Below are 26,285 nucleotides of genomic sequence, written 5' to 3'. Positions count from 1 at the left end.
GGACATCGGGGCAAGGTGCATCATGTGCGTCTCTCTGGTGGTGGCCATCAGGCCTCGTCCCACGGCGCCGAGGTGGCGCCGCCTTCACCGCCGCGCGCCGGCGTGATGATTTCGCGGTTGCCGTTGGTTGACATCGACGAGACCAGACCCGACTTTTCCATCTGCTCCAGCAGGCGGGCCGCCCGGTTGTAGCCGATGCGCAGGTGCCGCTGCACCAGCGAAATCGACGCCTTGCGATGCTGCAGCACCACGGACACGGCGTTGTCGTACATCGGGTCCTGCTCGCCATCGCCGCCGCCTGCGGGCGAACCGTCGAGGTTGCTGCCCTCGTCGCTGAGTGTGCCGCCTTCGAGGATGCCCTCGATGTAATTGGGCTCGCCCTGCGTCTTGAGGTACTCGACGACACGGTGCACTTCGTCGTCGCTGACAAAGGCGCCATGCACGCGGATCGGCAGGCCGGTGCCCGAGGGCAGGTACAGCATGTCGCCCTGCCCCAGCAACGCTTCCGCGCCCATCTGGTCGAGGATGGTGCGGCTGTCGATCTTGCTGCTGACTTGGAACGAGATGCGCGTCGGGATGTTGGCCTTGATGAGGCCGGTGATCACGTCGACCGAGGGGCGCTGTGTCGCCAAGATCAGGTGGATGCCGGCCGCGCGGGCCTTCTGGGCCAGACGCGCAATCAGCTCTTCGATTTTCTTGCCCACGACCATCATCAGGTCGGCCAGTTCGTCGATGACGATGACGATGTGCGGCAGGCGGTCGAGTGGTTCCGGCTCGTCGGGCGTCAGGCTGAACGGGTTCGGAATCAGCTCGCCACGGGCCTTGGCGTCTTCCATCTTCTTGTTGTAGCCCGCCAGGTTACGCACGCCCATCTTGGACATGAGCTTGTAGCGCCGCTCCATCTCGCCCACCGCCCAGTTCAGGGCATTGCTGGCGAGCTTCATGTCCGTCACGACCGGGCACAGCAGGTGCGGGATGCCTTCGTAGACGCTCATTTCGAGCATCTTCGGGTCGATCAGGATGAGACGAACATCGCGCGCTTCGGCCTTGTAGAGCAGGCTCAGGATGGTGGCGTTGATGCCCACCGATTTGCCTGAGCCGGTGGTGCCGGCCACCAGGCAGTGCGGCATCTTCGCCAGGTCGGCCACCACGGGTGCACCCACGATGTCCTTGCCCAAGCCGATGGTCAGCATGGACTGGGCCTCATGGTAGACCTGCGAGCCGAGGATCTCGGTGAGGCGGATCATCTGGCGCTTGGCGTTGGGCAGTTCCAGCGCCATCAGATTCTTGCCGGGAATGGTCTCGACCACGCGGATGCTGACCAGCGACAGCGAGCGCGCCAGGTCCTTGGCCAGGTTCACGATCTGCGAGCCCTTGACGCCAGTGGCCGGCTCGATTTCGTAGCGCGTGATGACCGGGCCCGGCGAGGCCGCCACCACCCGCACCTCAACGCCGAAGTCCTTCAACTTCTTCTCGATCATGCGCGAGGTCATCTCGAGCGTCTCAGGCGTCACCGTCTCGATGCGGCCCACGGTGGGGTCGAGCAGGTCGATCTGCGGCAGCTTGTTGTCGCCCATCTCGGCAAACAGAGGCTTCTGCTTTTCCTTGGCCACCCGGTCGGACTTGGGCACCTCGACCACCGGCTGCTCGATGATGATGGGGATGGGCTCGGCGGGCAGCTCATGGCGCACCTCTTCGACCACGCGCTCCCGCTCGATGGCGGCCTTCTCGCCGATGCGGATGTCTCGGGCCTCTTCACGGCGGGCCTCGCGTTGCTGGCGCAGGCCGTCGAACAGCGCGCCGATGCGCTCGGCCAGGTCCAGCCAGGAGAAGCGCAGGGCCATGGCCGTGCCGGCCACCAGCAGGGCAATCCAGACCACGCCCGAGCCGTTGAAACCCAGCCAGCGCTCGCCCAGCTGGCCCAGCGTCATGCCCAGGATGCCGCCCGCGTGAGCGCCGGCGAGCACATCTTCGTGGCGGTACAGACGCGACCATTCGAGGGCCGTGCTGGCTGCCAGCAACAGCACGACACCGGCGCCAAAACGCCACGGCGAAAACGAGGTGGCGGGGACACTGCCGCTGACGCTCGCATCACGGCGAAGCCAGCGCGCCAGCGCCCCCAGCCACACACGGGCGCCGATCAGGAGCAGCCACCAGGACGATTGGCCCAGCACGAACTGCGCGAGGTCGGAAGCGTAGGCGCCCAACTGCCCGGCCCAGTTGGTGGGCTCGGTGTGGTGACCGGAGGTGGTGAAGGCGGGATCGAGCCGGTTGTGGCTCAGCATCGCCAGCAGGAACAGCAACCACACGACCGCGCCAATGAGCAACGCGGCCTGAAAGCGGAGCGTGTGCTCGGGCGGGGTGGTGGACTCGGGGGGGCGGGCCAGGGAAGCGGCCATCTGCGCGCGGTGCAGGCGGCCGGAGGCACGGGCCGGCGCGGCACCCGGCTCACTGCGGCGCTCGCCCCCACGGGTGGCAGCGCCCTCGGTGCGGAGGGATCCCAGCGGAAAAGTCATCCCTGCATTGTGGCGGCATTTCAGTGCGCTTCAGCCTGCAGGCAGGCGCACGAAAACACCGTTACACGCACGCCGTGCGCGTCGGAGGCGCACCCGCTCAGGCGGTGGCGGCCAGGCGGTCCTTCAGCACGACGCTGCCGGTTTCTTGCGTCTCGATCAGGCCACGCTCTTCGAGGTCCTTCATCACGCGGCTGACCATCTCGCGCGAGGCCCCGACGTGCTTGGCCAGATCCTGACGCGAGACCTTGCCGCGGATGATCTTGGCGCCGTCGTCATCGTCGGCCATGTCGAGGAGTGCGCGGGCCACGCGGCCGTAGACATCGAGCAGCGCCAGCGACTCGATCTGCCGGTCGGCGTTGCGCAGACGCTGCACCAGACCGCGCAGGATGGCGTAGGACAGCGAGGAGTTCTCGGGCAGACAGCGGGCAAATTCCGCACGGCCCAGCACCAGCACGTCGGTCTGGACCTCGGCACGCACGGTGGCCGAGTGCGGCTCGTTGTCGATCAGACTCATCTCGCCCAGGTAGTCGCCGGCTTCCAGGACAGCCAGGATCACCTCACGGCCGCGTTCATCGGCTGCCACGACGCGCGCGCGGCCGTTGAGCAGAATGAACAGCGAATTGGTCTTGCGACCGCGCTCGACGATGAGTTCGCCACGGCGATAGCGGCGCTTGACCACGCCTTCCGCGATGGACTCGGCCTGCGCCGGGGTCAGCATCGAGAACAGCGGGACACGCCGGATCAGATCAAGATTGGACAACATGGCCATGGCGGCTCCTCTTGGGTTTAAGACGACGAAGGCCTGTCAAGGAAAAAGGTCGGAAAAGGTCGAAATCACCTGTGCGTGCCTGTGACATACAACCGTCTCTACAATTTTCGGCACGTGTACGGCAGTTTTTAGCACTTTATGAGCTCCCACGAGGAGCGCAAGCCCGGAATTTCCGGAGGCTGCCGGCAAAGTTCAGTCCCAGACAACGAAAGGCGATGCCATGACGACCCCGCAACACAGCCAAGTTCTCATCCTCGGCTCCGGCCCTGCAGGCTACACCGCCGCCATCTATGCGGCCCGTGCCAACCTGAAGCCGACCCTGGTGACGGGCATGGCGCAGGGCGGCCAGCTGATGACGACAACCGAGGTGGACAACTGGCCGGCCGACGCGAGCGGCGTGCAGGGCCCGGAGCTGATGCAGCGTTTCCTGCAGCACGCCGAGCGTTTCAACACCCAGATGGTGTTCGACCACATCAACACGGTCGACCTGTCGAAGCGGCCCTTCACCCTCAAGGGCGACGCCGGCACCTACACCAGCGACACATTGATCATCGCCACCGGCGCATCGGCCAAGTACCTGGGCCTGCCCTCGGAAGAGGCCTTCATGGGCCGTGGCGTGAGCGGCTGTGCGACCTGCGACGGCTTCTTCTACCGTGACGAAGTGGTGTGCGTGGTGGGCGGTGGCAACACGGCCGTCGAGGAGGCGCTGTACCTGTCGAACATCGCGAGCAAGGTCCACCTGATCCACCGTCGCGACAAGTTCCGCGCCGAGGCCATCATGATCGACAAGGTCATGGAGAAGGTGGCTGCCGGCAAGATCGAGCTGCATCTGTTCAACGTGCTCGACGAGGTGCTGGGCGACCAGACCGGTGTGACCGGCGTGCGTCTGAAGAACGTTGACGATGGCAGCACGAAGGAGCTCGCGCTCAAGGGCTGCTTCATCGCAATCGGCCACCACCCGAACACCGACATCTTCCAGGGACAGCTGGAAATGAAGGATGGCTACATTCTCACGCAGGGCGGCCACAATGGTTTTGCCACGATGACCAGCGTGCCGGGCGTGTTTGCCGCCGGCGATGTGCAGGACCACGTGTACCGCCAGGCCATCACCAGCGCAGGCACCGGCTGCATGGCGGCGCTCGACGCACAGCGCTTCCTGGAGCAGTCTTCAAGCTGACCTTTGCCAAGCCGGCGGAATCTGGCTATAATCTCGGTTTTGCCAATTTCGTCCCGAAACGACCGGGCGCCGATGCTGTTGCAAGACAGTTCAGGTGAGCGGCGACGTCGGAAGGGTGAACCACCAAGGCCTGCAGCCCCGAAGCAGCCGGCCCTGCTCTGGTCACCGAATCGCAACACAAGCGCATACAGCGAACGGAGAAGCGTCATGGCACGCGTCTGTCAAGTCACGGGCAAGGGCCCGATGGTCGGGAACAATGTTTCCCACGCCAACAACAAAACCAAGCGTCGTTTCCTGCCCAACCTGCAGTACCGCCGCTTCTGGGTCGAAAGCGAGAACCGCTGGGTGCGTCTGCGCATCAGCGCCGCCGGCCTGCGTCTGGTGGACAAGGTGGGTATCGATCAGGTCTTGGTTGACCTGCGCGCCCGTGGCGAACTGTGATCGGAGACTGAACCATGGCTGCTAAAGGCGGACGCGAAAAGATCAAGCTGGAATCCACTGCGGGTACCGGCCACTTCTACACCACGGCCAAGAACAAGAAGACCACGCCCGAAAAGCTGGAATTCATGAAGTTCGACCCCAAGGCCCGCAAGCACGTCCTGTACAAGGAAGTGAAGCTGAAGTAATTCAGCGCGAGGCACCTGCTTCAAGAACCCACCCTGGCGAAAGCCTCGGTGGGTTTTTTCCATGGGCGATCAGGTAGCGCCAAGCCGCACACTGCGGTGGCACTCGCGAGACCCCTCCCGGCCACGATCTGCAACGCGGGCCGACGTGGCCCGTGCCGTGTGCGGCCAGAACGGAACACCCAAGAAAAAGCCCCGCCGAGGCGGGGCTGGTGTGAGTGGTGAGAGCGTGGCCGCGGCGTCGGCGCCGATCAGGCGTGGGCAGCGCGGAGCTTGCGCGAGAAGTCCTGCAGGGCCTGGATGCCGCTCTCTTCGGCACGATGGCACCAGTTCTGCAGATCGGCCACCAGTTGCTCGGCAGACACGTTTGTGCGGGTCCAGAGTGCGCGCAGTTCTTCGCGCATGGCGATCAGCTTGTCCAGGCTGGGGTTCGCGGCGCGGGCTTCGGCCACCTGGGCCGACATTCCTTCCGGCATCTGGTTTTCGTCGCGGTGCATCCAATGGCGCACGCGCTGCAGCTGGATGGCTGCCGATTCTTCGCCTGCGGCCTTCAGACGCGTCAGCTCCGCACGGCAGGCCAGACGCACTTCGCGGGCGTAGCCGGCCATGAGCTCGTAGCGGTTGGCCACGATGGCTTCCAGCGTCTTGGCATCGGCCACGGGCTTGATGTCACCCAGCTGCAGTCGCGGCGGCGTCTTGCGCACCTTGGCCAGACCCAGCATTTCCAGCCCGCGGATGTAGCCCCAACCGATGTCGAACTCGTAGGGCTTGACCGACAACTTGGCCGAGGTCGGGTAGGTGTGGTGGTTGTTGTGCAGTTCCTCGCCGCCGATGATCAGGCCCCACGGCGAGATGTTGGTGGAAGCGTCCGGCGCCTCGAAGTTGCGGTAGCCCCACCAGTGGCCCAGCCCGTTGATGATGCCGGCCGCCGTGATCGGGATCCAGGCCATCTGCACAGCCCAGACCGTGATGCCGATGGCGCCGAACAGCGCCACGTCAATCAGCAGCATGGCGATCGGACCCCAGTTGTTGCGAGGGGTGTAGAGGTTGCGCTCCAGCCAGTCGTCCGGCGTGTTGTGGCCGTACTTCTTGAGCGTCTCGGCCTTCATGGCCTCGTCCCGGTACAGCTCACGGCCTTCGAGCAGCACCTTCTTGATGCCGTGGGCCACGGGGCTGTGGGGGTCTTCGGCGGTTTCACACTTGGCGTGGTGCTTGCGGTGCACGGCCACCCATTGCTTGGTGACGGTGCTGGTGGTGAGCCACAGCCAGAAGCGGAAGAAGTGCGAAGGGATGGCATGCAGGTCCAGCGACCGATGCGCCTGAGCACGGTGCAGGAAGATCGTGACCGATGCGATGGTGACGTGCGTCACCAGCAGCGTGAACAGCACGATCTGCCACCAGCTCGCGTCGAGCAGGCCTTGGATGGCCCATTGCACGAGGCCATCGTGCAGCGAGCCGGAAATCAGGGAATCGGACATCAGGGGGACCTTTCAGCGGGACCGAAGATTGTAGGCGCCCCTGCATGACCGGCCCTGTCTCAACACAAGAAGCCGCCACCCGACCAGGGGAAGGCCGGGTGGCGGGGTGTGCCGGGGGTCAGTCGACCGTCAGCACGACCTTGACGGAACCGTCGACAGCCGACTTCTCGATGTAGCCGATGGCGTCCGGGTTGGAAGCGACGAACTTCTTGACCTCGGCCGCGCTGCCCAGTTCCTTCGGAGGTGTGGCCTTTCCGGAGAAAGTCAAGCGCGCCCAGGTGGCCTTGACCTGTGCGGAGGTCTTGCCGGCGGCCTTGCTGTAGAACTGTTCACGCACGGCGCTGGATTCGGGCAGATCGGTGGGCACGGCAGTGCCGCCGGACGGCAGCGTGGCGCTCTTGCCGAGGAAGATGGCCGAAACCTGGTCCGCCGTCATGGACGCCAGCGGGCTCTTCGGGTTGACGATGATGGCCACTTCAGCGGCGGCGAACTGGGCGGCGCTCAGCAGACCAGCGACCAGCAGGGTCTGAAGGGTGAACTTGGTTTTCATGTGATTGCTCCCTTCGGCTTAGAACACAAAGTCCATCGAGACGGTGAACACATTGATGTCCTTCTTGTTGGCCAGGAAGGACTGTGCCGATGCCGTCGCCGGATCTGCCACCAGGAACAGGCCGTTGGAGTTGGCCGGCTTGCTCACGCGGTCGTACTGGGCCTTGAGGGCCACGTTGCGCACAACATCCCAGCGGACGCCGACGCTGGTGGTGCGCTGGCTGATCTTCTGGGTGTTGAGGATGCCTTGCACGCCACCGACCACGGCGGCGCCGAAACCAGGCGCACCAGCCGGCATGGCGGCGTTCGGATCGTCCACTTTCAGTTTCGAGAACGAGACGTACGGCAGCACGGAGCCGATGCGGTAACCACCCAGGACATACCAGCCCGTGGTGTCGGCGATGTAGCCCTTGTTCACCTTGCGCCTGGTGAACTCGGCCGCCGCCACGACGTTGTCGCGGTCGACCGTGAAGCCAATGCCGCTGAAGGTGGCCTTGGTGTCGTCGGTCGTGACGGCATCAATCACCTGCTGGGCGGCAATGGCGGTCGCGCCGCCGGCAGCCAGGGCGGGGCTCACGCCGTTGATCAGTTGTTGCGCCAGGGCTGACTTGGTGGTCAGCTTGCCCTGCATGTGGCCCACGCGCAGGGCGTAGCCCGACGAGAACTCGGCCAGCACGTTGAGGCCCACGGCGTGGTCGATGCGCACTTCGGTCGGCGGCACGGCAGCACCGCTGCGGCGCAGTGCGCTGGAGAAGTCGGATTTGGCGTTACCGGCCCACAGGGTCGAGGTCAGCGTGACACTGCCCACGTCGAGCTGGTAGGCGGCGTCGGCGCCATCGAAATAGCTCACGGGCACCTGGCCGTACACGTCCAGGTTCGGGCGCACGGTGGTGTTGGCGTAACCGACATCACGGAAGTCGGAGACCATGAAGAACGGCGCGCCCATGCGGCCGCCACGCACGCTCAGCGCCGAGGTGGGCTGCCACTTGGCAAAGACCCATTCCGGGTTGGGCACGTACTCGCCATCGGCGTCGTACTTCATCATCAGCTGGGTCGTGGCCGACAGCGTGGGAGTGAACTTGTACGAGCCCTGCAGCGCGATCTTGCTGTCGGGATTCAGGCTGGCCTTCTTGTCTGCACCACCGCCCTGCCCCGGGTAGTTGAACAGCGCATCATTGGTCGACGTCCGCGACACGCCGAGCGTGCCGAAGCCGGAAAGACGGAACTGGCCATCGGGCGAGGTGTAGTCGGCGTGCGCGGTGGCACAGGCCGCGAGCACGGCCAGGGTGACCGGCAGACGGACAAACCTGAATTGAGTCATGAAAGCTCCTCAGTGACGAGAGGTGGGTGGATCTACCCAGCGGCGTGCGCCGCCCGGACAAAGGTGCCGCTTGTTTTTCTTCTGAAACAAGACGTGACCTTCGTATCGCCACTCTGGAGCGAATCTTGAGATGTGAAAGTCCGAATAGGCGTGACAAATGCCACCGTTTCGAACGGTCGTTCGTTTTAATTCAGGCGAGCTGACGTGTCAAAGCAGCTTCAGCCAGATTCTGGACGTGCTCCGCCAGGGCGCGTCGGTCGGCGTGCGTGGCCCGCATCGGGGGCAGCACTTCCACATGAACCGTCAGACCGCGCGCCGTGACCACCCACCACAGCGACTGCAGCAGAGTGGTGCTGCCGACATAGGCCGTGGAAGGGCTCACCGCGTGATGCGGGTCGCTGTAGCGCAGCACGATGGGCTGCACCGGCACATCGGCATCGATCGCGGCCTGAAAGAGATTGGGGTGAAATGGCAGCACGCCATGGCCCGTGCCTGTGGTGCCTTCGGGGAACACCGCCACGGTGTCGCCGCTGTGCAGGGCTTTCGACATCACGCCGAGCACCCGCATGGCATCGCGTCGCCGCTCGCGCACCAGATACAGCGTCCCCGCCGCGGTGACGAGGCGCCCGAGCAGGGGCCAGTCTCCCACCTCGGCCTTGGAGATGAAGCGGGCGGGCTCGGTGGCATTGATGGCCACGATGTCGAGCCACGAAATGTGGTTGGCCACGATGAGCTTGCCGCCCGGCCGCGCCGTGCCCGTGACCTTCACCGTGATGCCGAGCAGCTTCAACAGGCGGCCCGACCACGCGATGGTAAAGGCACGTCGACGTGCCGCGTCGTAGCCGGGCCACCACGTGTAGGCCAGCGCGAGCGCCCGCAGGACGTGGGCTGCCACGCACAACAGGCGCCACGGCGCGAGCGCCACCCCCAACACGGTGAGGCGAGGGGCCGAGACAGGGGACAGCGGGCGCGCGGAGAGGCTCATCTCAGGCTGACGCCGCCTCGGCCTCGTGTGCCACCTGCCCGGCCACCAGCGTGAGGCGCACTCGCCCGGCCATCTGGAAGCCGGTGTCCTTGAACGCAAACGGCGTGTGCTTGCCCTGGCTGACGAGTGCCTCGGGCGTCACGGTCCAGCGTGCGGTTGGGTCGAACACCACCACGTCGGCCACCCCTCCCGCAACCAGTTGCCCTGCACTGCTGGACAGCGAGCCGATGGCGTCGCCCAGCACCTTCACGGGCCCCAGGGTGACGGCCGCGAGCGCCCGACGCAGGCGCTCGGAGTCGGGCTGGTCCTGCTCGTCGGCACCGGCCCACTTGAGCGCGAGGCTGAGCAGCAGCTCAAGGCCTGTGGCGCCGGGCTCGGCTTCGCCGAAAGGCAGCATCTTCTCGTCTTCGCTGACGGGCGTGTGGTCGGACACCAGCGCGTCCAGCGTGCCATCGGCCAGCGCGGCGCGCAAGGCATCGCGGTCACGGCCCTGGCGCAGTGGCGGGCTGACGCGCATCGCCGGGTTGAAATAGCCGATGTCCAGGTCGGTCAGCATCAGGGAGTTGATGCTCACGTCGGCCGTGATCGGCAGGCCCTGGGCTTTGGCCCGGCGCACCAGCTCGACGCCGGCCGCGCTGGACAGCCGGCACAGGTGCACCCGGGCGCCCGTGGCGCGGGCCAGCTCGATGATGGTGTGGAGTGCGATGGTTTCGGCGGCCACCGGCACGCCGGACAGGCCGAGGCGTGTGGCCACGGGGCCGCTGGCGGCCACGCCCTTGCCCAGCCAGGCGTCATTCGGGCGCAGCCACACGGTGTAGCCGAAGGTGGCGGCGTACTGCAGCGCGCGCTGCAGCACCTGGGTGTTCTGGATGGGCACCTCGGCCTGCGAATAGCCGACGCAGCCGGCCTCGTGCAGCTCGGCCATCTCGGTCAGGTTCTCGCCCTTCAGGCCGCGGGTGAGCGCGCCCAGCGGGAACAGGCGGCAGCGGCTCAGCTTGCGCGCGCGCAGTTTGAGCATCTCGACCAGGCCGGGCTCGTCGAGCGCGGGGTCGGTGTCCGGCAGGCAGACCACGCTGGTGACGCCACCGGCTGCGGCGGCCGCCAGTTCGCTCTCCAGCATGCCTTCGTGCTCGTGGCCGGGCTCGCGCAGGCGGGCAGCCAGGTCCACCAGGCCGGGGGCCACGATCAGCCCGGTGGCGTCGATGGTGCGGTCGGGGGCGAAGTCGGCGTTGACCTGACCGATGGCGGTGATGCGGCCTGAGGTGATGGCGAGGTCACCGACCTGGTCCAGGCCGGAGGCGGGGTCGACCAGGCGGCCGTTCTTGATCAGGATCTTGCTCATGCTTCGTTTCCAGCCAAGATGGACATCACGGCCATGCGCACGGCGATGCCGAAGGTGACCTGGGGCAGGATCACGCTCTGCTTGCCGTCGGCCACGGCGGAGTCGATTTCGACGCCACGGTTGATGGGGCCGGGGTGCATCACGATGGCGTCGGGCTTGGCCAGCGCCAGCTTCGCCTCGGTCAGGCCGAACTCCTTGAAGAACTCGCCGGAGCTGGGCAGCATGCCGCCATTCATGCGCTCGTTCTGCAGGCGCAGCATGATGACGACGTCGGCATCCTTGATGCCTTCTTCCATGCTGTGGCACACGCGCACGCCCATCTCGCGCAGGTCACCGGGCACCAGCGTGCGCGGGCCGACCACACGCACCTCGGGCACGCCCAGCGTGGTCAGCGCGTGGATGTTGGAACGGGCCACGCGCGAGTGCACGATGTCGCCGACGATGGCCACGGTGAGGTTGGTGAAGTCCTTCTTGTAGTGCCGGATCGTGTACATGTCCAGCAGCGCCTGCGTGGGGTGCGCATGGCGGCCGTCGCCGGCGTTGACCACGTGCACATGGGGCGCCACGTGCTGGGCGATCAGGTAGGGCGCACCGGATTCGGCATGGCGAACGACGAACATGTCGGCGGCCATGGCGCTCAGGTTGGCGATGGTGTCGAGCAGGCTCTCGCCCTTCGACGCCGACGAACGCGCGATGTCGAGGTTGATGACGTCGGCGCTCAGGCGCTTGGCCGCGATCTCGAAGGTGGTGCGGGTGCGGGTGCTGTTCTCGAAGAACAGGTTGAACACGCTCTTGCCGCGCAGCAGCGGCACCTTTTTGACCTCGCGGTCGTTGACGCTCAGGAACTGCTCGGCCGTGTCCAGGATCTGGTGGATGATGGCCTTGGGCAGGCCTTCGGTCGACAGCAGGTGGATCAGCTCCCCGTTGCTGTTGAGCTGCGGGTTGCGTTGGGGTCTACGGATGGTCATCAAACCCTCTCGAAATGGAATTGGAAGCGGCCGTTGTCGTCGCGGACCAGGGCGACGCGCTCGCTGTCGGGCAGCGTGATGCGGGCGGCAGACAGCGCCGGCTCGAAGGGCAGCTGGCGCCCTCCGCGGTCGACCAGCACGGCCAGCGTCACGCTGGCGGGGCGGCCGAAGTCGAACAGCTCGTTGATCACGGCGCGGGTGGTGCGACCGGTGTAGATCACGTCGTCGATCAGCAGGATGTGGCGACCCTCGACCTCGAACGGCAGGTGGGTGGCATCCTTGCCGAGGGCCATGCCGCGCGAGCCGAAGTCATCGCGGTGCAGGGCCGACGAGATCACACCATGCGGCGTGGCCAGGCCCAGGTCCTTCTGCAGGCGCTCGGCCAGCCAGGCCCCGCCCGACCACACGCCCACCAGCACCGTGTCGGCTGTGACGAGGCGGCGGACGCCGGTCAGCAGGCTGGTGTACAGGGCCTCGGCGTCGAGGGTCAGGGACGAGGTGGTGGCGCTCACGTGGGCTGCTCCGTGCTGGAAGAGAGGTCGTTGAAGAACTGCTGCAACAGGATCGCGGCCGAGGCAGCATCCAGGTCGCGCGCGCCGCCAGCAATGGCCTCGGCCGTCGAATAGCGCTCGTCGACCTCGTGCACCGGCAGGTGGAAGCGCCCGCTGAGCTGGCGACCGAACTTGCGCGCACGCACGGTATTGTCATGCTCCGCGCCATCCGGATGGTAGGGCACGCCGATGACGAGCGCGTGAGGCTGCCACTCGGCCACCAACGCCGCAATCTGCTCGAAACGGGCCGCGCCTTCGGCCGCAATCGTGCGCAGCGGCTGGGCCTGGCGGGTGTAGGAATTGCCCGTGGCGACGCCCACGCGCCTGAGCCCGTAGTCGAACGCGAGGAAAGTCAGGACGCTGCCCGTGGCGACGCCCACCCGGCCCTTCCCGGGGCCTGCTGCCAGACCGGTCATGCGTGCCCGGCCTCGCCCATCAGGAAGTGACGGTCCACCCCGAGCAGCGACAGGGCGCGGTCGTAGCGCGCCTCCACCGGGGTGTTGAAGATGATGTCCGGGTCGGCCGGCACGGTGAGCCAGCCGTTTCGGGAGATCTCGTCTTCCAGTTGTCCGGCGCTCCAACCGGCGTAGCCGAGCGTGATGAAGACCTTGCGCGGCCCGGCGCCGTTGGATATGGCTTCGAGCACGTCGCGCGAGGTGGTCATCTCCAGCCCTCCGGCGATCTTCATGGTCGAGCTGTAATGCCCGCCCTCCTCGTCCAGGCTCTCATGCAGCACGAAGCCGCGTTCGGTCTGCACCGGGCCACCGAAGTAGACCGGCGTGCTCGCAAGGTCATCGCGATCAAGGTTGAGGTCGACCTTCTCGAACAGGTGGCGGAGATCGATCTCGATCGGCCGGTTGATCACCAGGCCGAGGGCGCCCTTCTCCGTGTGCTCGCACAGGTACACCACCGCCCCGGCGAAATGCCCGTCCATCATGCCGGGCATGGCAATGAGGAACTGGTTGGACAGGTCGATCTGGCGCGCGGGGTCTTGAGACATGCTTGCGATTTTAGTCGTCCCGAGGTCACGGTGCCCCATCGTCGATGAAATGGGCCTGCCGGCGTGTCACAGTGCTGCATCCGTCATGCCGCCCTCGCCGTCTCATGAGTGAACACCTGGAGTCCGCCCTCGTCTGGTTCCGCCGCGATTTGCGCAGCCATGACCACGCCGCCCTGTTTCATGCGCTGAAAGCAGCGCGCAAGGTGTGGTGCGTCTTTGTCTTCGATGACACCATCCTGGCGCCGCTGCCCCGGGCGGATCGGCGGGTCGCCTTCATCCGGGAGAGCCTGGTGGAACTGGATGCCGCACTGGCCGGACTGGCGGCGCCTGCACTGCCCGCCCATGCGGCCACAAGCGGACAGCACGCCGGGCTGATCGTGCGCCACGGCAACCCGGTGCAACTCATTCCCGCGCTGGCGGCCCAGCTGGGCGTACAGGCGGTGTACGCCAACCACGACGACGAGCCCGACGCCCTGGCCCGCGATGCCCGCGTGCGGGGCAAACTCAGCGACCTCGGGGTGGCGCTCTACACCTCGAAGGACCACGTGGTCTTCGAGCGCAACGAGGTTCTGACGGGCAACGATTCGCCTTATGGCGTCTTCACCCCGTACAAGAACGCGTGGTTGAAGAAGCTCGACCCGTTCTACGTCAAGCCCTACCCCATCGCCCCCCATGCCGGGCGACTGGCGCCGATCCCACCGGCCGTGAGCCCCATCGGCGCGCCCCGGGTGCCCACGCTGGGCGAGATCGGCTTCGAAGACCCGGGCGAGCTCAAGGTGCCGCCCGGCATGAGCGGTGCCCAGGCCCTGCTCGACGACTTCCTGAGCCGCATCGACCGCTACGACGAGACGCGCGACTTCCCCGGCGTCAAGGGCCCGAGCTACCTGTCGACCCACCTGCGCTTCGGCACCGTGTCGGTCCGGCAGCTCGCGGGCCTGGCCTGGGAGCGCATGCAGGCCGGCTCGGCTGGCGCGCAGACGTGGCTGTCGGAACTGATCTGGCGCGATTTCTATCACCAGATCCTGCACCACCACCCGCATGTGGTCGGCCATGCCTACAAGCGCGAGTACGACCGCATCAAGTGGGCGCACGGGGCGAAGGCAGAAGCCCACTTTCAGGCCTGGTGCGGCGGCCGCACGGGCTACCCGCTGGTGGACGCGGCCATGCGCCAACTCAACCAGACGGGCTACATGCACAACCGCCTGCGGATGGTGACGGCCAGTTTCCTCGTCAAGGACCTGGGCATCGACTGGCGGCGCGGCGAAGCTTACTTTGCCGAGAAGCTGCTGGATTTCGACCTGGCAGCCAACAACGGCGGCTGGCAATGGGCGGCCTCCACCGGCTGCGACGCCCAGCCCTACTTCCGCATCTTCAACCCCATCAGCCAGAGCGAGAAGTTCGATCCGCAGGCGCGCTTCATCCGCCGCTACGTGCCCGAGCTGGCCGCCCTCCCGGACGCAGCCCTGCACGCCCCGTGGCTGGCGCGCCCGGCCGATCTGGCCGCTGCCCAGGACGTGGTGCTGGGACGCGACTACCCGCACCCCATCGTGCAGCATGACGAAGCTCGTGCCGAGACGCTGGCGCGTTACGCGGTGGTGAAGGAAGGAACGGAGCCCGGCCGCGCCGGCGCCCGCAAGACCCCGGCGCGCAAACGCGCGAAGTGAGCCCGGCGCACAGGCAGCCGTGGCCGGTCAGAACAGCTCGACGTCGCCGATGTGCTGCCCGTTGTCCGTCAGCAGGCCCGAGCGCACCAGCGACTCGAAGCCCACTACCCGGTTGCGCCCCTGGTGCTTGGCGAGATAGACCGACTGGTCGGCGCGCGAGAACGCGGCGTTGGGCGTGTCCTGCAGTTGCACCTCGGTGAAACCGATGCTGACCGTGACCCGGCCAACCTGCGGGAAGGCGTAACCCTCGACCAGTTCGCGGAAACGCTCGAAGGCGCCGAAGGCATCGGCCTCGGTGCCGCCGCGCAGCAACACCACGAACTCTTCACCGCCGAAGCGGTAGAGCCGGTCGGAGTGGCGAAAGGTTTGACGCATGATGCGGGCCAGCAGCACCAGCACCTCGTCACCGATCAGGTGGCCGTAGCCGTCGTTGACTTTCTTGAAATGGTCAATGTCGATGACGCCAAGCCAGTAGCCGGTGGTGCCGCCCACGCGGCGCTCAGGCTCGACTGGCACGCCACCCCGCTCGGAAGGCATCGAGGCCCGCAGAAAGGTGGCGTCGAAGGTCTGGCGGTTCAGCAGGCCGGTCAGGGCATCGCGCTGGCTGGACTCCAGCAGGCTCTGGAAATTGGCGAACACGCGCAGCAGCGTCTGAATCGGGCGCAGCGCGGCCGGGGTGAGCGGGCGCTCCGAACGCACTTCGAGCACCCCGGGCGAGCCGATTTCGACCAGCAGGGGCAGCACGCAGACGAATCGCCCTTCGGTTTCCGGGCCGGCCGACGCAGGCAACTCGGCCTGGGCGATGGCCCGATTGCCCACCGCCTGTTGCCGCAAGGGGAAATGGCTTTCGCTCGGCAAGGCGTCCATGTCGGCCCACACCGGATCGCTCACGGTGAGCTGACCGCGCCGAGCCAGGCCGCTGCACAGCCAGTGCCGCGCTTCCTCTTCCGGCCCCACGAGGCGGTACACCCCCACACTCGCGGCCCCCAGCAACTCCAGCACCCCTTGTGCGAGGGAGACGTCCAGCAACTCGCGATCGCGCTGGGCCGTGAGGGAGGCCAGGTGCGAGATCGCGTCGTCTGCCAGCGGCTCCCCCGACGAGAAGGGCGCCGGGGCGGGGTGAGAGGGACGGTGAGAGGCGTTCACAAAGTGGGCAGTCAGACCAGCTCCGGTCGCTTCAGAGCATAACGCGCAACCAGCGCCAGCAGCTCTTCTTCGCCATACGGCTTGCCAAGGTAATGGTTCGCGCCGAGCTCCATCGCGACATCGCGGTGCTTCTGCGCGATCCGGGAGGTGATCATGATGACCGGCAGATCGGCCAGCTGCCCGTCGGCGCGGACGTTGCGCAGGAGGTCGAAACCGTCCATGCGCGGCATCTCGATGTCGGACAGGACGACGGTCGGGCGTTCCTGGGCGAGGCGCTCCAGGGCTTCCAGGCCGTCCTTGGCCAGAATGACGCGGTAGCCTTCGCGCACCAGCAGGCGCTGCGTGACCTTGCGCACCGTGAGCGAGTCGTCCACCACCAGCACCAGCGGCGCCTCCGTCTCGGACGCCGCCGGGGGCACATCAGGGTCGACCGTGGTCGACGGCGCGGCATGCGACAGCCAGCCTTGTGGCGATGCGCCCAGCGCCTGCAGCGACGCCGCCGTGGCCGCCCGCGCAGCATCGCCGTACACCGTGGCCAGGGCCACCGGGTTGTAGATGAGCGAGACGGCGCCGGAGGCCAGCAGCGTCATGCCGGCCAGACCGGGCAGGCGCGACAGCTGGGGGCCGAGGTGCTTCACGACCACTTCCTGGTTGCCCAGCACTTCGTCGACGTGCAGGGCCACGCGCTGCTGCGCCGAGCGCACCACCACCACCGGCAGGCTGCGGCCGCCCTCGCTGCCCCGTGGCGACGCGCTCAGCAGGGCCCCCAGCCAGTAGAACGGCAGCACGTGGTCGCCGAAGGGGAAGCGGCCCTCGCGGTAGGCCTGCTCGACTTCCTGCGGTCGGGCGCGGCGCACGATCTCGATCAGGTGCGTGGGCACCGCCACGGTGGCCGTGCCGAAGCGCAGCATCACCACCTTCGTGACGGCCGTCGTCAGGGGCAGCACCAGCGTGAAGCTCGTGCCCTGGCCCGCGGCCGAAGCGGTCTCAATGCGGCCGCCCATCGCGTTGACTTCCGATCGCACCACGTCCATGCCGATCCCGCGGCCGGCCAGCTCCGTCACCACCTCGGCTGTCGAGAACCCAGGCGTGAAGATCAGCTGGGCCAACTCGGCCTCGGTGGGCTCGGCATCGGCGGCGAGTAGCCCCGACGCGCGTGCCCGGGCGGCGATGCGCTGGAGGTCGAGTCCAGCGCCGTCATCCCGGAAGGAGATGACAACTTCGTTGCCTTCCTGCTTGAGTGCCACGGTAATCTGGCCGCTGGCGTCCTTGCCTGCAGCCTGACGCTGTTCCGGCGATTCGATGCCATGGGTGATGCAGTTGCGCAGCAGGTGCTCGAATGCGCCGGTCATGCGCTCCAGCACGCCGCGGTCGACTTCGGTCTGCCCGCCCACCACGTCCAGGCGCACCTGCTTGCCGGTTTCCTTGGCCGCCTGCCGCACGACACGGTAGAGGCGATCGGACAGGCTGTCGAACTCGACCATGCGGGTACGCAGCAGGTCGTCTTGCAGGTCGCGCGTGAGGCGGGCCTGGGCGGCGAGCTGGTCTTCTGCGGTTTCGAGGTTGCGCTGCAATGTGCGCTGCACCGTGGCCACGTCGTTGACCGACTCGGCCATCATCCGCGTCAGCTCCTGGAAGCGGGTGTAGCGGTCGAATTCGAGCGGATCGAAATTCTGGGCGGCCGCACGGGCGGCTTCCATGCGGGTGCTCAGCTGGGTCTCGGCCTGCAGCTCGATGTCCCGCAGCTGCTGACGCAGACGATCCAGGTTGTCCGTCAGATCGGTCAGCGACCCGCGGATCTGACCCACCTGCGACTGCAAACGGGTGCGGGTGATCGACACCTCGCCAGCGTGGTTCACCAGGCGGTCGAGCAGCTGGGGGCGTACGCGCACCGCAGCCTGGGAAGGCTGGGCTGGTGCGTCACGCGCCGTGCGCACGGCGGGCGCCGAGGCCGGTCGATCCAGTTGCGTCCAGTCGATGCCCTGGCCCGTTTCGGGAAGCGATGCCCCTGGCTCTTCCGACGTGGCCCCGGGAGGCACGCCGTCCGCCGTGCGAGGTCGTCCGCCTTCGGGCTCATCTGCCGCGGGATGCGGCGATGCATCCATGTCCGGAGACTGCTCGGTCGCGCCGTCGCCCACCGGTTCGGGTGACACGGGCTCAGCGAACGGCTCGGGGGAGGCCTCCGGCCAGGGCGGCACCAGGTCCTGCGACTCCTTGTGGCGCAGCCCTTCGAACAACTCCACAAGGCGATCCACACGCGACTCCAGCGGCGCGACGTCGTCATGCTGGACGGATTCGGCTGCCAGCAGGCGCTCGATGCGCGACTCCAGCCGATGCGCGAGTTCGCCGAGGCGCATGGCCCCCGCGAGGCGCGCGCCGCCCTTGAAAGTGTGGAGCGTGCGCATGCACGCAGTGGCGGCTGCCGGGTTCTCGGGCATGTCCAGCCACTGGCGGATCTGGTTGGCCAGCTGGGGCAGCAGCTCTTGTGCCTCTTCCTCGAAAATGGGGAACAGGTCCGGGTCGACGTGGTCTTCCGCATCGACGTCGGCCTCGTCATCCCAGTCGGCCTGGCTGGAGAGCGCGGCGGCAGACGGAGGGAGCTGCCCTGGCTGAGGCACGGGCACCTCATCCAGCGCGCGGAACTCGGGCACGCCCAGGGGCGCGGGCTGCGTGTAGCCCGGGGCTGCCGCGTCGAGCTCGATCACCTCGTCGGGCTGGGCCATGGCATCCGGTGTGATCGTGTCAACGGGCGCATCGTTGGTGGCGGGCGCGTCACTGGCGGTCGCTGCTTCGGCTTCGGCAGCATCCAGTGCAGGCGCTTCCTGGACTTCGTTGAGCTCGCCGAGATCAAGGTCGATGTCGATCCCGACCTGCGTCTCCGTCTCCGTCATCGGCTCGTCCAGCGGCATCAAGGGCTGGGGCGTCGTGCTGGGCTCCTCGGCATCGGCGACCGTGTCGTCCACCTCGGTGGCGATTGGCTCATCGGCGGAATGCACCAGCCGCAGGTGACCACGGCCGGAAGGCGCCGCCAGGTCGTCGTCGCCCGACTCGATGGGATCGCCGCGCAGGCTGCGCGCCTCGAGCTGCTGCGACGCGGCCTGATCGTAATCGGCCAGGCGGGCCAGCAGGTCCGGGTCCGGGCTCTTGAGGAAACCGGCCGCGAACTGGTGCAGCAAGCGCCGGATCTCGTCAGCCGCCTCGTTGAAGAGCGTGGCCGCATCGGTGTCGCCCGGGCCGAGCGCCTGTGAGCGCATCAGCGCGTGCTCCAGCAGGCGGGCCAGCTGGGACAGCCCGGTGTAGCCCACGGTGGCCGAATTGCCCGCCAGGGAATGCGCGAGGGCGATGGTGTCGTCGCTGACGGGGTGATGCAATTCGAGCGCCCATTCACCGAGTTGCGTGCACAAGCGGCGCGATTGTTCGTCTGCCTCGTTGAGGTAGATGTTGAACAGCGGGATGCTGATGCGCAGCGGCCCCACCACCTTCACTTGCTCGTCAGATGCTTCCGGCTCGGGCTCGGACTGCACTTCCGCCTGAGCCACAACATCCGACTCCACGGGGCCCTCCACGGGCGGGAGGGTGTCCGGCTGCGTGGCAGCGGCCTCCGACAGGTCACCAAAGTCCGAGGGCTCGAGCAAATGCATCTCAGGCATGGGCAACGCGTCCCCGGCCTCGGTTCCCGACGCCGTGGTCTCGTCATCCAGAGGGATGTCGAGCGACTCCGGGATGGACTCGAGCGTCGGTGCCGCGTCAACCGCGTCGGTCCCGGGCACCGGGGGAAACTCCCCCAGGCCATCGTCCTCCCGCATGTCGAGATCGAGGCTCAGGCGCTCGATCACGGTCTCGTCCGGCACGCCCGAGTCGGCCTGAGGCAGCGTGTCGGGCGCCGAAGCCAGTGTCAGGTCTTCGCCAGGCAGGGTCTGCTCGAAATCGAACGGGGCATGCGCCAGGGCTTCGGGCGAGGCCGGAACCGGCTCATCCAGCAGCGCGACGGGCGCCATGGCGTCCTGTGCACCAGGCAGGCGGCCCTCGTCGGCCAGCCGGGCCAGGGCCTCGCTCACCACCTCGTCCGTGGCCCAATTGAGCACGGGCACGTCGGCAGGGGCGTCAACCGTCGGCAGCGGGTCGACCACAGACAGGTCAAGTGCCAGATCCAGTGACGGCAGTGGGCCCGGATCCGCAGCAGGCTCCGGCTCCGGGTCGTGCTCGAGCTCAAGCTCGGGCACGACCTCGGACTCGGACTGGGTCATCAGCCCGATGCGCTCGCCGCGAAGGCGCAGCGCATCGGCCGCCGCGATCACGGGTTCGGCCTGCCAGGCGGCATCGTTGTGGCGGGCGATCGCGTCGGTCCAGGCGGCAAAGTGGTCGAACAGTTCGTCGCTCAGGCCCAGCAGGTCGGCGCTCGCCGGTTCCTGGGCCGCGAGCGCCGCGTTGTAGAGTTGCTCGCAAGCCCACGCGGCCTCGCCGTACACCTTCAGCCCGACCATGCGCGAGCTGCCCTTGAGGGTGTGGAACGCCCGGCGCACGCCCGTCATGGCCTGCACATCGGCGGCGTTGTCCCGGAGGGCGCTCAACGCCTGTCTGGCTTCGGCAATGACCTCGGCGGCCTCTTCCAGGAAGATGCCGCGCATCTCGTCGTCTTCTTCCAGGCCCGTGGCCTGGGGAGCCGCCACCGGCGTGGGCGCCAGCGGTGCCTGCGGCGGGAAGGCGGGCGCCTCGGGCTCGACCAGTTCCGGCTCGGCGGGCGTCAGGTCGGACAGAACCTGGGCCACCTGCTCCCGCGCGGCCTCCAGCGCGGCGCCGTCGGACTGTGCCTGCGCCTCGGCCAGCGCGGCCTGTGCCGCAGCCAGGTTGTCGGCCAGCTCGCTCTGCACCTGCAGGTGCGGCGTCTCGGCCAGCTTCTGCAGTTGCTCGCTCACGTCTTCAATCGGCGCATCCGGCTGTGCCAGCGCCTGCGCCACTTCCTCGGCGACCGCCTGGGCTTCCTCGCGGTGCACCTGCTCGACATGCTGGGCCGCGGCTTCGACCGGATCCTCCTGCTGCACGCCCAGGCCCTTCTTCTCGCGGCCCATCAGCGGTGACAGCACGCCCGAGTCCTCGTCCAGCGAGAACAGGCTCTTGGCCAGCCCAGGCTGCACGCCCATCATGTCGATCAGAAAGCCGAGCGCGCCCAGGTTGCTCGCCAGACGGTCGAACACGCCCTGACGGGCCGCCTCATCCAGGTCGGCGTCGGGTTGCAGCAGGTGTTCGACGTCGCCGCGCATGCGCACGACGGCCTGCGAGGCCTGATCCAGCCCCAGCACGGCGAGCACGCCTCGCATGGACTGAAGCTGCGACGGCACGTTGACCAGCGGCGTGCGGTCCTCCGGGGCGCGGAAGAAGGCATCAATGTGCTTCTCGCACTCGCCCAGCGTGCTGCGCAACTCCTGCACCACGCTGCCCATGGTCTGGCGATCGGAGACCCGACGATACAGGTCCTCCATCCAGCCCTCCAGAGGCTCGGCTGGCTGGCCCGCATTGACATGGCGGATGCGCTCGGCCATGCGGCTCACACGCTGTACCTGCTCCGGATGCTCGAATTCGCCATCCTCCAGCGCCGCCTCCAGGTACAGCAGGCTGGTGGCCACTTCCATGGCCAGACTGGGCTCGGGCGACTGCGCCGAGTGCACCGTGCGCTGCACGGCATCGACCAGGGCATCTGCCAGGCGGTCGCCGCTCGGGAAAAGACGACGCAGCGAATCCCCGACCAACGAGAACTGCTCGTTGAGACCCGCCATGCGCAGCATCTCGCCGGCTGCCACGGCCGACCAGCCATCCTTGGCACCGGCCACACGCTTGGTGGCCTGTGCAATCCAGGACGGATCGAAGCGGCCCAACGGCGACGCTTGCAGATCGACCGGCTGGTGGCGCTCCAGCCCGAAGGTCTGGCGCACGCGGGCCAGCACCGAACGCGGGGACGCTGGCGCCTGCCCCGCCTGGGCACAGAAGAACAGCAATTCGCTGGCCAGCCGGTCCGACGGCACGCCCTGCCCCTTTGCAAGGCTACGCAGCTGGCTCAGCAGCGAGGACAGCACCCGTTTGGCATGCACGTTCAAGGGCACATGCTGCTCGGCCACGCCTTCGAGAAAGCCGCTCGCCAACAGCCAGGTGGCAGACTCCCGGTGGGCATGGCGCTCGGCGGCTCCGCTGGCCAGTGCCGTGCAGAGTTCAGCCAGGGCCACAGCGTCGGCCGGCTGGTTACGCTTGAGCAGCGACAGCAACCCCATCTCGAAGTCGCCGATGGTGACCTGATCGGCCTGGCGCGGCGACACGTCGTCCGGCGGCGCCAGCGGCGCTTCGAGGGACACCGTGGGCCAGTCCTGGCTCCACAGATCGGTCGGCCGCGGCAGCGGCCCGCCCGCCCGGGTGGCCAGCGCCTCGTATTGCGGGAACAGCGCCAGCGCCGACACGGGCTTGCCCGCCAGCTTGCGGCCGATGTAGTCCAGCAGGGCGAACGAGCCCTTTTCAACGTCGCGCACCGCGTCTTCGGTGATGGCCTGCGGCCGGTTCACGAACTTCTGCACCACCGCCTCGCTGGCGCGCAGTAGCGTGGCGCCCGCGGACAGCCCGGCCAGCTCCAGCGCCCCGACGCCCTGGTGAATCTGCTGGCGCGCCGTGCGCAGCACAGCCGGGTCGAGCGCGTCGAGGTCGGACAGCCCCGCGGCAGCCGAATCCTTCAGCACACGGTGCAGCGCCTTGTGCGCCGCATCCAGCGACTTGCGGAGCTCCTCATGCACCCAGGCCAGGGCACTCAGGTCATCCGAGGCAAGCGGGGCGTCTTCGTGCAGGTTGTCCATGCGTCATCCCGGGTCGGGTCAGGGAGCGATCTTGAATCGGGCCACCGATTGCTGCAGTTCTTCAGCGGTCTTGGACAGCTCGCGCACGAGCTGCGTGGTCGACCGCGTGCCTTCACCGGTCTGCTCCGTCACCGCGAAGATGTGCTGGATGTTGGCCACCACCACATTGGCGGACTCGGCCTCTCTCAACGCCTGCGCCGAGATCTGCTCAATCAGTTCAGCGAGTCGGCGGGACACGCGGTCGATGTCACCCAGTGCGGAACCGGCGGCGTCAGACAGCCGGGCCCCTTCCACCACCCCTTGCGTGGAGCGCTCCATGGCGGCCACGGCGTCCTGGGTGTCGGTCTGAATGGTACGCACCAGCGCGGCAATTTCGCGGGTCGCGTCGGCCGAGCGTTCGGCCAGACGCTGCACTTCTTCGGCCACCACCGAGAAACCGCGACCGGCTTCACCGGCCGAGGCCGCCTGGATGGCGGCGTTCAGCGCCAGCACGTTGGTCTGTTCGGTAATGTCCGAGATCAGCTCGGTGATTTCACCGATCTCCTGCGACGATTCACCCAGTCGCTTGATGCGCTTGGAGGTTTCCTGGATCTGCTCGCGAATGGTGTCCATACCGCCGATGGCGTTCTGCACGGCCTGCAGGCCCTGGTCGGCAGCGTCCAGCGACTGGCGCGCCACTTCAGCGGAATGCTGTGCCTGAGCCGACACCTCGTTGATTCGCCCAGCCATCTGCAGCACCGATTCACCTGTTTCGCGGATCTCGCGCAGCTGCTCGTCGGAGGCGGCCAGCAGTTCGGTCGACGTCGCATCCACCTGCACAGTCGTTTCGGTCACCCGTTGCACCGTGCCCTGCACCTGCGCCACCAGCGTGCGCAGCTCTTCCACCGTGAAGTTCACCGAGTCGGCGATGGCGCCCGTGATGTCTTCGGTCACGGTGGCCTGCTGTGTCAGGTCACCTTCGGCCACCATCTGCAGTTCGTTCATCAGCCGCAGAATGGCCGCCTGGTTGGCGTCGTTCACGCGCTTGGCTTCACGCTCCTGGCGCTCGGCCTCCTGGCGCTGGAATTCGGCAATGCGGGCGCGGTGGCGCTGGTCGGTCAAGAAGACGCGCAGCAGGCCCCAGGCGGAGGCCGCCGTGGCCAGCAGGAAGACCAGAATCATCGCGACGTTCAGGCCACCGATGCCGGCTCCGTCGTTCAGGCGCTTCTGCACCTCTTCCAGGCCCTTGCGCAGCGGCTCGGAGTCGTCGATGACGGCCACCTGTGCATCACGGGCAGCCACCAGGCCCTGCAGCGAACCCAGGATGAAGGTCGACTGCGTGCGGGTGCGTTCGAAGATCTTCAGCAGCGCTTCCAGCTGCTCGCGCAGCGCCGGGTCGCGCGCGGCGCTCAGTTGCAGCTCGGCGTTGCCCGACAGCAGGCCTTCGCCAAGTTCCTTGAAGGCATTGAGGTCCTTGCCCAGCAGGAACACGGCCTCGGTCGACACGCCTTCCACCGTCAGGAATTCGTTGGCCGACTTGCCGATGCGCTGCGTCAGCATCACGAGCTGGTTCAGCGCCAGCGATTCAGCGGGGGGCACGCCGCCCTTTTCGAGGCGCGCGGTGGCGATGCCTTCGGCCAGGTCCAGCAGCTCAGAAGACTGGGCGTTGACCTCGCGCAGCGCCTGGCTCACCTGCGTCAGCGTCTGCTTCTGCGACAGCACGAAGTTGGCGTTCTTCTCGGCACGGTCGACCAGCTGCAGCAGGGGCGTCAGCGCCTCGCGGGCACCGCCGGACACCTCACTGAGGCCCAGCGTGCTGTCTCCCTTGGCCAGACCGCGCACGTTCGCGGCCAGCACCTTGGCGCTCTCGGACACTTCCGAGAAGGCCTGGGCGCGACCCACCAGCGCCTGGGACACCGACTTCGCCAGCCGCTGGGATTGCATCAGCGCCTGGCCGGTGGCCCCCGTCTGTGCGGCACGGCGGTCGGCAGAGTTCACCGACAGAAACGCGCTGAGCATCAAGCCCAGCACGCCGACGGCCAGCGCGCCACCGAGCACGCGCTGCTGGCGGTCCAGGCGGAGGTGGCCCACCAGGGGCAGCCCCGACTGTGGCTCCAGACTGGCGCCGTCCATGGCGTCGTCGCGACGGCGGTTGTCGAGGTAGTCCGCCGGAAACTCCGACGGTGCGGCCTCGGAAATCACCGAGTCCGCTGTGGTGCCGCCAGGCTGGAGCGTCGACTGCGCCGACTGCGTGTCCACCGTCTGGACGCCAGACGCCACCACCAGCCTGTCGGCGCTGAGGGCCTCGGGCTGGACTTCGTCCTCTTCACGTGGCTTGCCCAGCTCCTTGATACGACTCAGGAAACTCATGTGAACTTGCTCCAAACTGACTACGGGTGTGCCTGCGGCGTGGGGTGCCGCTCAGGCATCGATCTTGAGAAACGCTTCGTCGGACGCGAGCGCGGCCAGGTCCAGCTCGTACCAGACGCGGCCCTGGGTGTCGGCCAGCTCCTGGACCACGAAGTGGGGGGCGCTGCGGCCTCGCTCGGTGGGGTGCATCGCCCCGGCCTGGCGCAAACCCAGCAGGCGATCCACCAGGAGGCAGGCGTTGACCTGAAGGCCCTGGTTGAAGGCGATGAGCCGTCCGGCATCGCGGGCCTGCGGCTCGGTGGGCAGGCGCGGTGTGCGCCGGCTCAGCCCCAGGAAGCCGCTGAGGTCAACCACGCCATGAAGCTGGCCGCGCAAGTTGGCCACGCCGAGAAACCAGGGCTGGCTGTGCGGCACGGTCTGGACAGCGCCCAGCGGGAAGATCTCGCCGGCCTGGTCCAGCGGCAGCAGGAACCCGTGTCCGGCCATCTCGACGGCCAGCCAGTTTCGCGTGGGCGCCTGCTGACGCACCTTCTGCAGCCGGTCGGCCAGGCGCTGCTGCAGTTCCCGAAGGGCTTCCTTGTTGGCCATGTGCCCTGCCCTCTCAGCCGAAGGCCTTGATCTTCGACAGCAGCTCTTCCGGGTTCACGGGCTTGACCACGTAGTCGCGCGCGCCCTGGCGCATGCCCCAGACGCGGTCGGTTTCCTGGTTCTTGCTGGAACAGATGATCACCGGGATCGACGCGTACTGCGGATCTCGGGTGATCGTGCGCGTGAGCTGGAAGCCGTTCTGGCCGGGCATCACGACGTCCATCAGGATCAGGTCGGGCTTGTCTTCCTGCAGGCGGCGCAGCGCCTCCTCGCCGTTTTCTGCGGTGCGGACCTGGTAACCCTTTTTGGTCAGCAGGTCGGACAGCACGTGCAATTCGGTCTTGGAATCGTCGACAAGCAGTATTTTCTGGATCGGCATGCAATTACCTCAACACACCACAGGCTGCCACAAGGTCGTGGCCGCAT

The 26,285-nt window shown here is 67.4% G+C and carries 20 protein-coding genes; 4 read left to right on the top strand and 16 right to left on the bottom strand.

Annotated features, from left to right (window positions below; translation table 11 throughout):
- Window positions 1–47: 47 nt before the first annotated feature.
- A complete protein-coding gene (locus Q0Z44_RS03405) occupies window positions 48–2,516 on the bottom strand; it encodes a DNA translocase FtsK (protein WP_298010314.1) in 2,469 nt (822 codons plus the stop codon).
- Window positions 2,517–2,613: 97 nt separating this feature from the next.
- Window positions 2,614–3,285 (bottom strand): Crp/Fnr family transcriptional regulator, encoded by a 672-nt coding sequence (locus Q0Z44_RS03400; RefSeq protein ID WP_109037196.1) that lies wholly within the window; start codon window positions 3,283–3,285, stop codon window positions 2,614–2,616.
- Window positions 3,286–3,505: 220 nt separating this feature from the next.
- Between Q0Z44_RS03400 and trxB the strand changes: the two genes are divergently transcribed.
- The 3 genes from trxB (at window position 3,506) to rpmG (ending at window position 5,088) form a co-directional block, all read left to right on the top strand.
- On the top strand, window positions 3,506–4,462 hold the full coding sequence (gene trxB, locus Q0Z44_RS03395) for a thioredoxin-disulfide reductase (RefSeq protein ID WP_298010310.1): 957 nt from the start codon (window positions 3,506–3,508) through the stop codon (window positions 4,460–4,462).
- A 207-nt stretch (window positions 4,463–4,669) separates the two neighbouring features.
- Window positions 4,670–4,903: a 50S ribosomal protein L28 gene (gene rpmB / locus Q0Z44_RS03390; RefSeq protein WP_109037198.1), complete on the top strand. Its 234-nt coding sequence runs from the start codon at window positions 4,670–4,672 to the stop codon at window positions 4,901–4,903.
- A 14-nt stretch (window positions 4,904–4,917) separates the two neighbouring features.
- Window positions 4,918–5,088: a 50S ribosomal protein L33 gene (rpmG, locus tag Q0Z44_RS03385; RefSeq protein WP_109037199.1), complete on the top strand. Its 171-nt coding sequence runs from the start codon at window positions 4,918–4,920 to the stop codon at window positions 5,086–5,088.
- Between the two features lie 248 nt (window positions 5,089–5,336).
- Here the strand turns inward: rpmG and Q0Z44_RS03380 are convergent, their stop codons facing one another.
- The 9 genes from Q0Z44_RS03380 to Q0Z44_RS03340 form a co-directional block, all read right to left on the bottom strand.
- Window positions 5,337–6,563 carry a fatty acid desaturase gene (locus tag Q0Z44_RS03380; protein WP_298010302.1) on the bottom strand — a complete coding sequence of 409 codons (1,227 nt, stop codon included), beginning with the start codon at window positions 6,561–6,563 and terminating at the stop codon, window positions 5,337–5,339.
- Between the two features lie 118 nt (window positions 6,564–6,681).
- The gene (locus Q0Z44_RS03375) at window positions 6,682–7,113 is read right to left on the bottom strand and encodes a hypothetical protein (protein ID WP_298010299.1); all 432 of its coding nucleotides are present in this window, start codon (window positions 7,111–7,113) and stop codon (window positions 6,682–6,684) included.
- Between the two features lie 18 nt (window positions 7,114–7,131).
- Window positions 7,132–8,433, bottom strand: coding sequence for a hypothetical protein (locus tag Q0Z44_RS03370; RefSeq protein ID WP_298010297.1), 1,302 nt, complete (start codon window positions 8,431–8,433; stop codon window positions 7,132–7,134).
- Window positions 8,434–8,623: 190 nt separating this feature from the next.
- Entirely contained in the window at window positions 8,624–9,418 is a 795-nt protein-coding gene (locus tag Q0Z44_RS03365; RefSeq protein WP_298010294.1) for a lysophospholipid acyltransferase family protein, read from the bottom strand.
- 1 nt (window position 9,419) lies between these two features.
- Entirely contained in the window at window positions 9,420–10,760 is a 1,341-nt protein-coding gene (locus Q0Z44_RS03360) for a dihydroorotase (RefSeq protein ID WP_298010291.1), read from the bottom strand.
- Window positions 10,757–11,728 (bottom strand): aspartate carbamoyltransferase catalytic subunit, encoded by a 972-nt coding sequence (locus tag Q0Z44_RS03355; RefSeq protein WP_109037205.1) that lies wholly within the window; start codon window positions 11,726–11,728, stop codon window positions 10,757–10,759. Before Q0Z44_RS03355 ends, Q0Z44_RS03360 begins: the two co-directional genes overlap by 4 nt.
- Window positions 11,728–12,240: a bifunctional pyr operon transcriptional regulator/uracil phosphoribosyltransferase PyrR gene (pyrR, locus tag Q0Z44_RS03350; RefSeq protein ID WP_298010287.1), complete on the bottom strand. Its 513-nt coding sequence runs from the start codon at window positions 12,238–12,240 to the stop codon at window positions 11,728–11,730. The genes Q0Z44_RS03355 and pyrR overlap by 1 nt, the downstream gene beginning before the upstream one ends.
- Entirely contained in the window at window positions 12,237–12,695 is a 459-nt protein-coding gene (gene ruvX, locus Q0Z44_RS03345) for a Holliday junction resolvase RuvX (RefSeq protein ID WP_298010283.1), read from the bottom strand. Before ruvX ends, pyrR begins: the two co-directional genes overlap by 4 nt.
- Window positions 12,692–13,279: a YqgE/AlgH family protein gene (locus Q0Z44_RS03340; protein WP_298010280.1), complete on the bottom strand. Its 588-nt coding sequence runs from the start codon at window positions 13,277–13,279 to the stop codon at window positions 12,692–12,694. Before Q0Z44_RS03340 ends, ruvX begins: the two co-directional genes overlap by 4 nt.
- 104 nt (window positions 13,280–13,383) lie before the next feature.
- On the opposite strand from Q0Z44_RS03340, the gene Q0Z44_RS03335 reads away from it, so the two are divergent.
- On the top strand, window positions 13,384–14,943 hold the full coding sequence (locus tag Q0Z44_RS03335) for a deoxyribodipyrimidine photo-lyase (protein WP_298010277.1): 1,560 nt from the start codon (window positions 13,384–13,386) through the stop codon (window positions 14,941–14,943).
- A gap of 27 nt (window positions 14,944–14,970) precedes the next feature.
- On the opposite strand, the gene Q0Z44_RS03330 is transcribed toward Q0Z44_RS03335, so the two are convergent.
- The 5 genes from Q0Z44_RS03330 to Q0Z44_RS03310 are packed head-to-tail and all read right to left on the bottom strand — an operon-like array spanning window position 14,971 to window position 26,238.
- The gene (locus Q0Z44_RS03330; protein ID WP_298010273.1) at window positions 14,971–16,089 is read right to left on the bottom strand and encodes a GGDEF domain-containing protein; all 1,119 of its coding nucleotides are present in this window, start codon (window positions 16,087–16,089) and stop codon (window positions 14,971–14,973) included.
- 11 nt (window positions 16,090–16,100) lie between these two features.
- Window positions 16,101–22,922, bottom strand: a complete 6,822-nt coding sequence (locus Q0Z44_RS03325) for an Hpt domain-containing protein (protein ID WP_298010270.1) — start codon at window positions 22,920–22,922, stop codon at window positions 16,101–16,103.
- 18 nt (window positions 22,923–22,940) lie between these two features.
- Complete coding sequence (locus tag Q0Z44_RS03320) at window positions 22,941–25,271, bottom strand: methyl-accepting chemotaxis protein (protein ID WP_298010267.1); 2,331 nt, start codon at window positions 25,269–25,271, stop codon at window positions 22,941–22,943.
- Window positions 25,272–25,322: 51 nt separating this feature from the next.
- Window positions 25,323–25,859, bottom strand: coding sequence for a chemotaxis protein CheW (locus tag Q0Z44_RS03315; protein ID WP_298010263.1), 537 nt, complete (start codon window positions 25,857–25,859; stop codon window positions 25,323–25,325).
- A gap of 13 nt (window positions 25,860–25,872) precedes the next feature.
- Window positions 25,873–26,238, bottom strand: a complete 366-nt coding sequence (locus Q0Z44_RS03310; protein WP_109037213.1) for a response regulator — start codon at window positions 26,236–26,238, stop codon at window positions 25,873–25,875.
- Window positions 26,239–26,285 lie beyond the last annotated feature (47 nt).

Origin of the sequence: uncultured Aquabacterium sp. (assembly GCF_947366995.1) — a bacterium.
GTDB lineage: Bacteria > Pseudomonadota > Gammaproteobacteria > Burkholderiales > Burkholderiaceae_C > Aquabacterium.
This window is presented reverse-complemented; position numbering and strand designations above follow the sequence as displayed.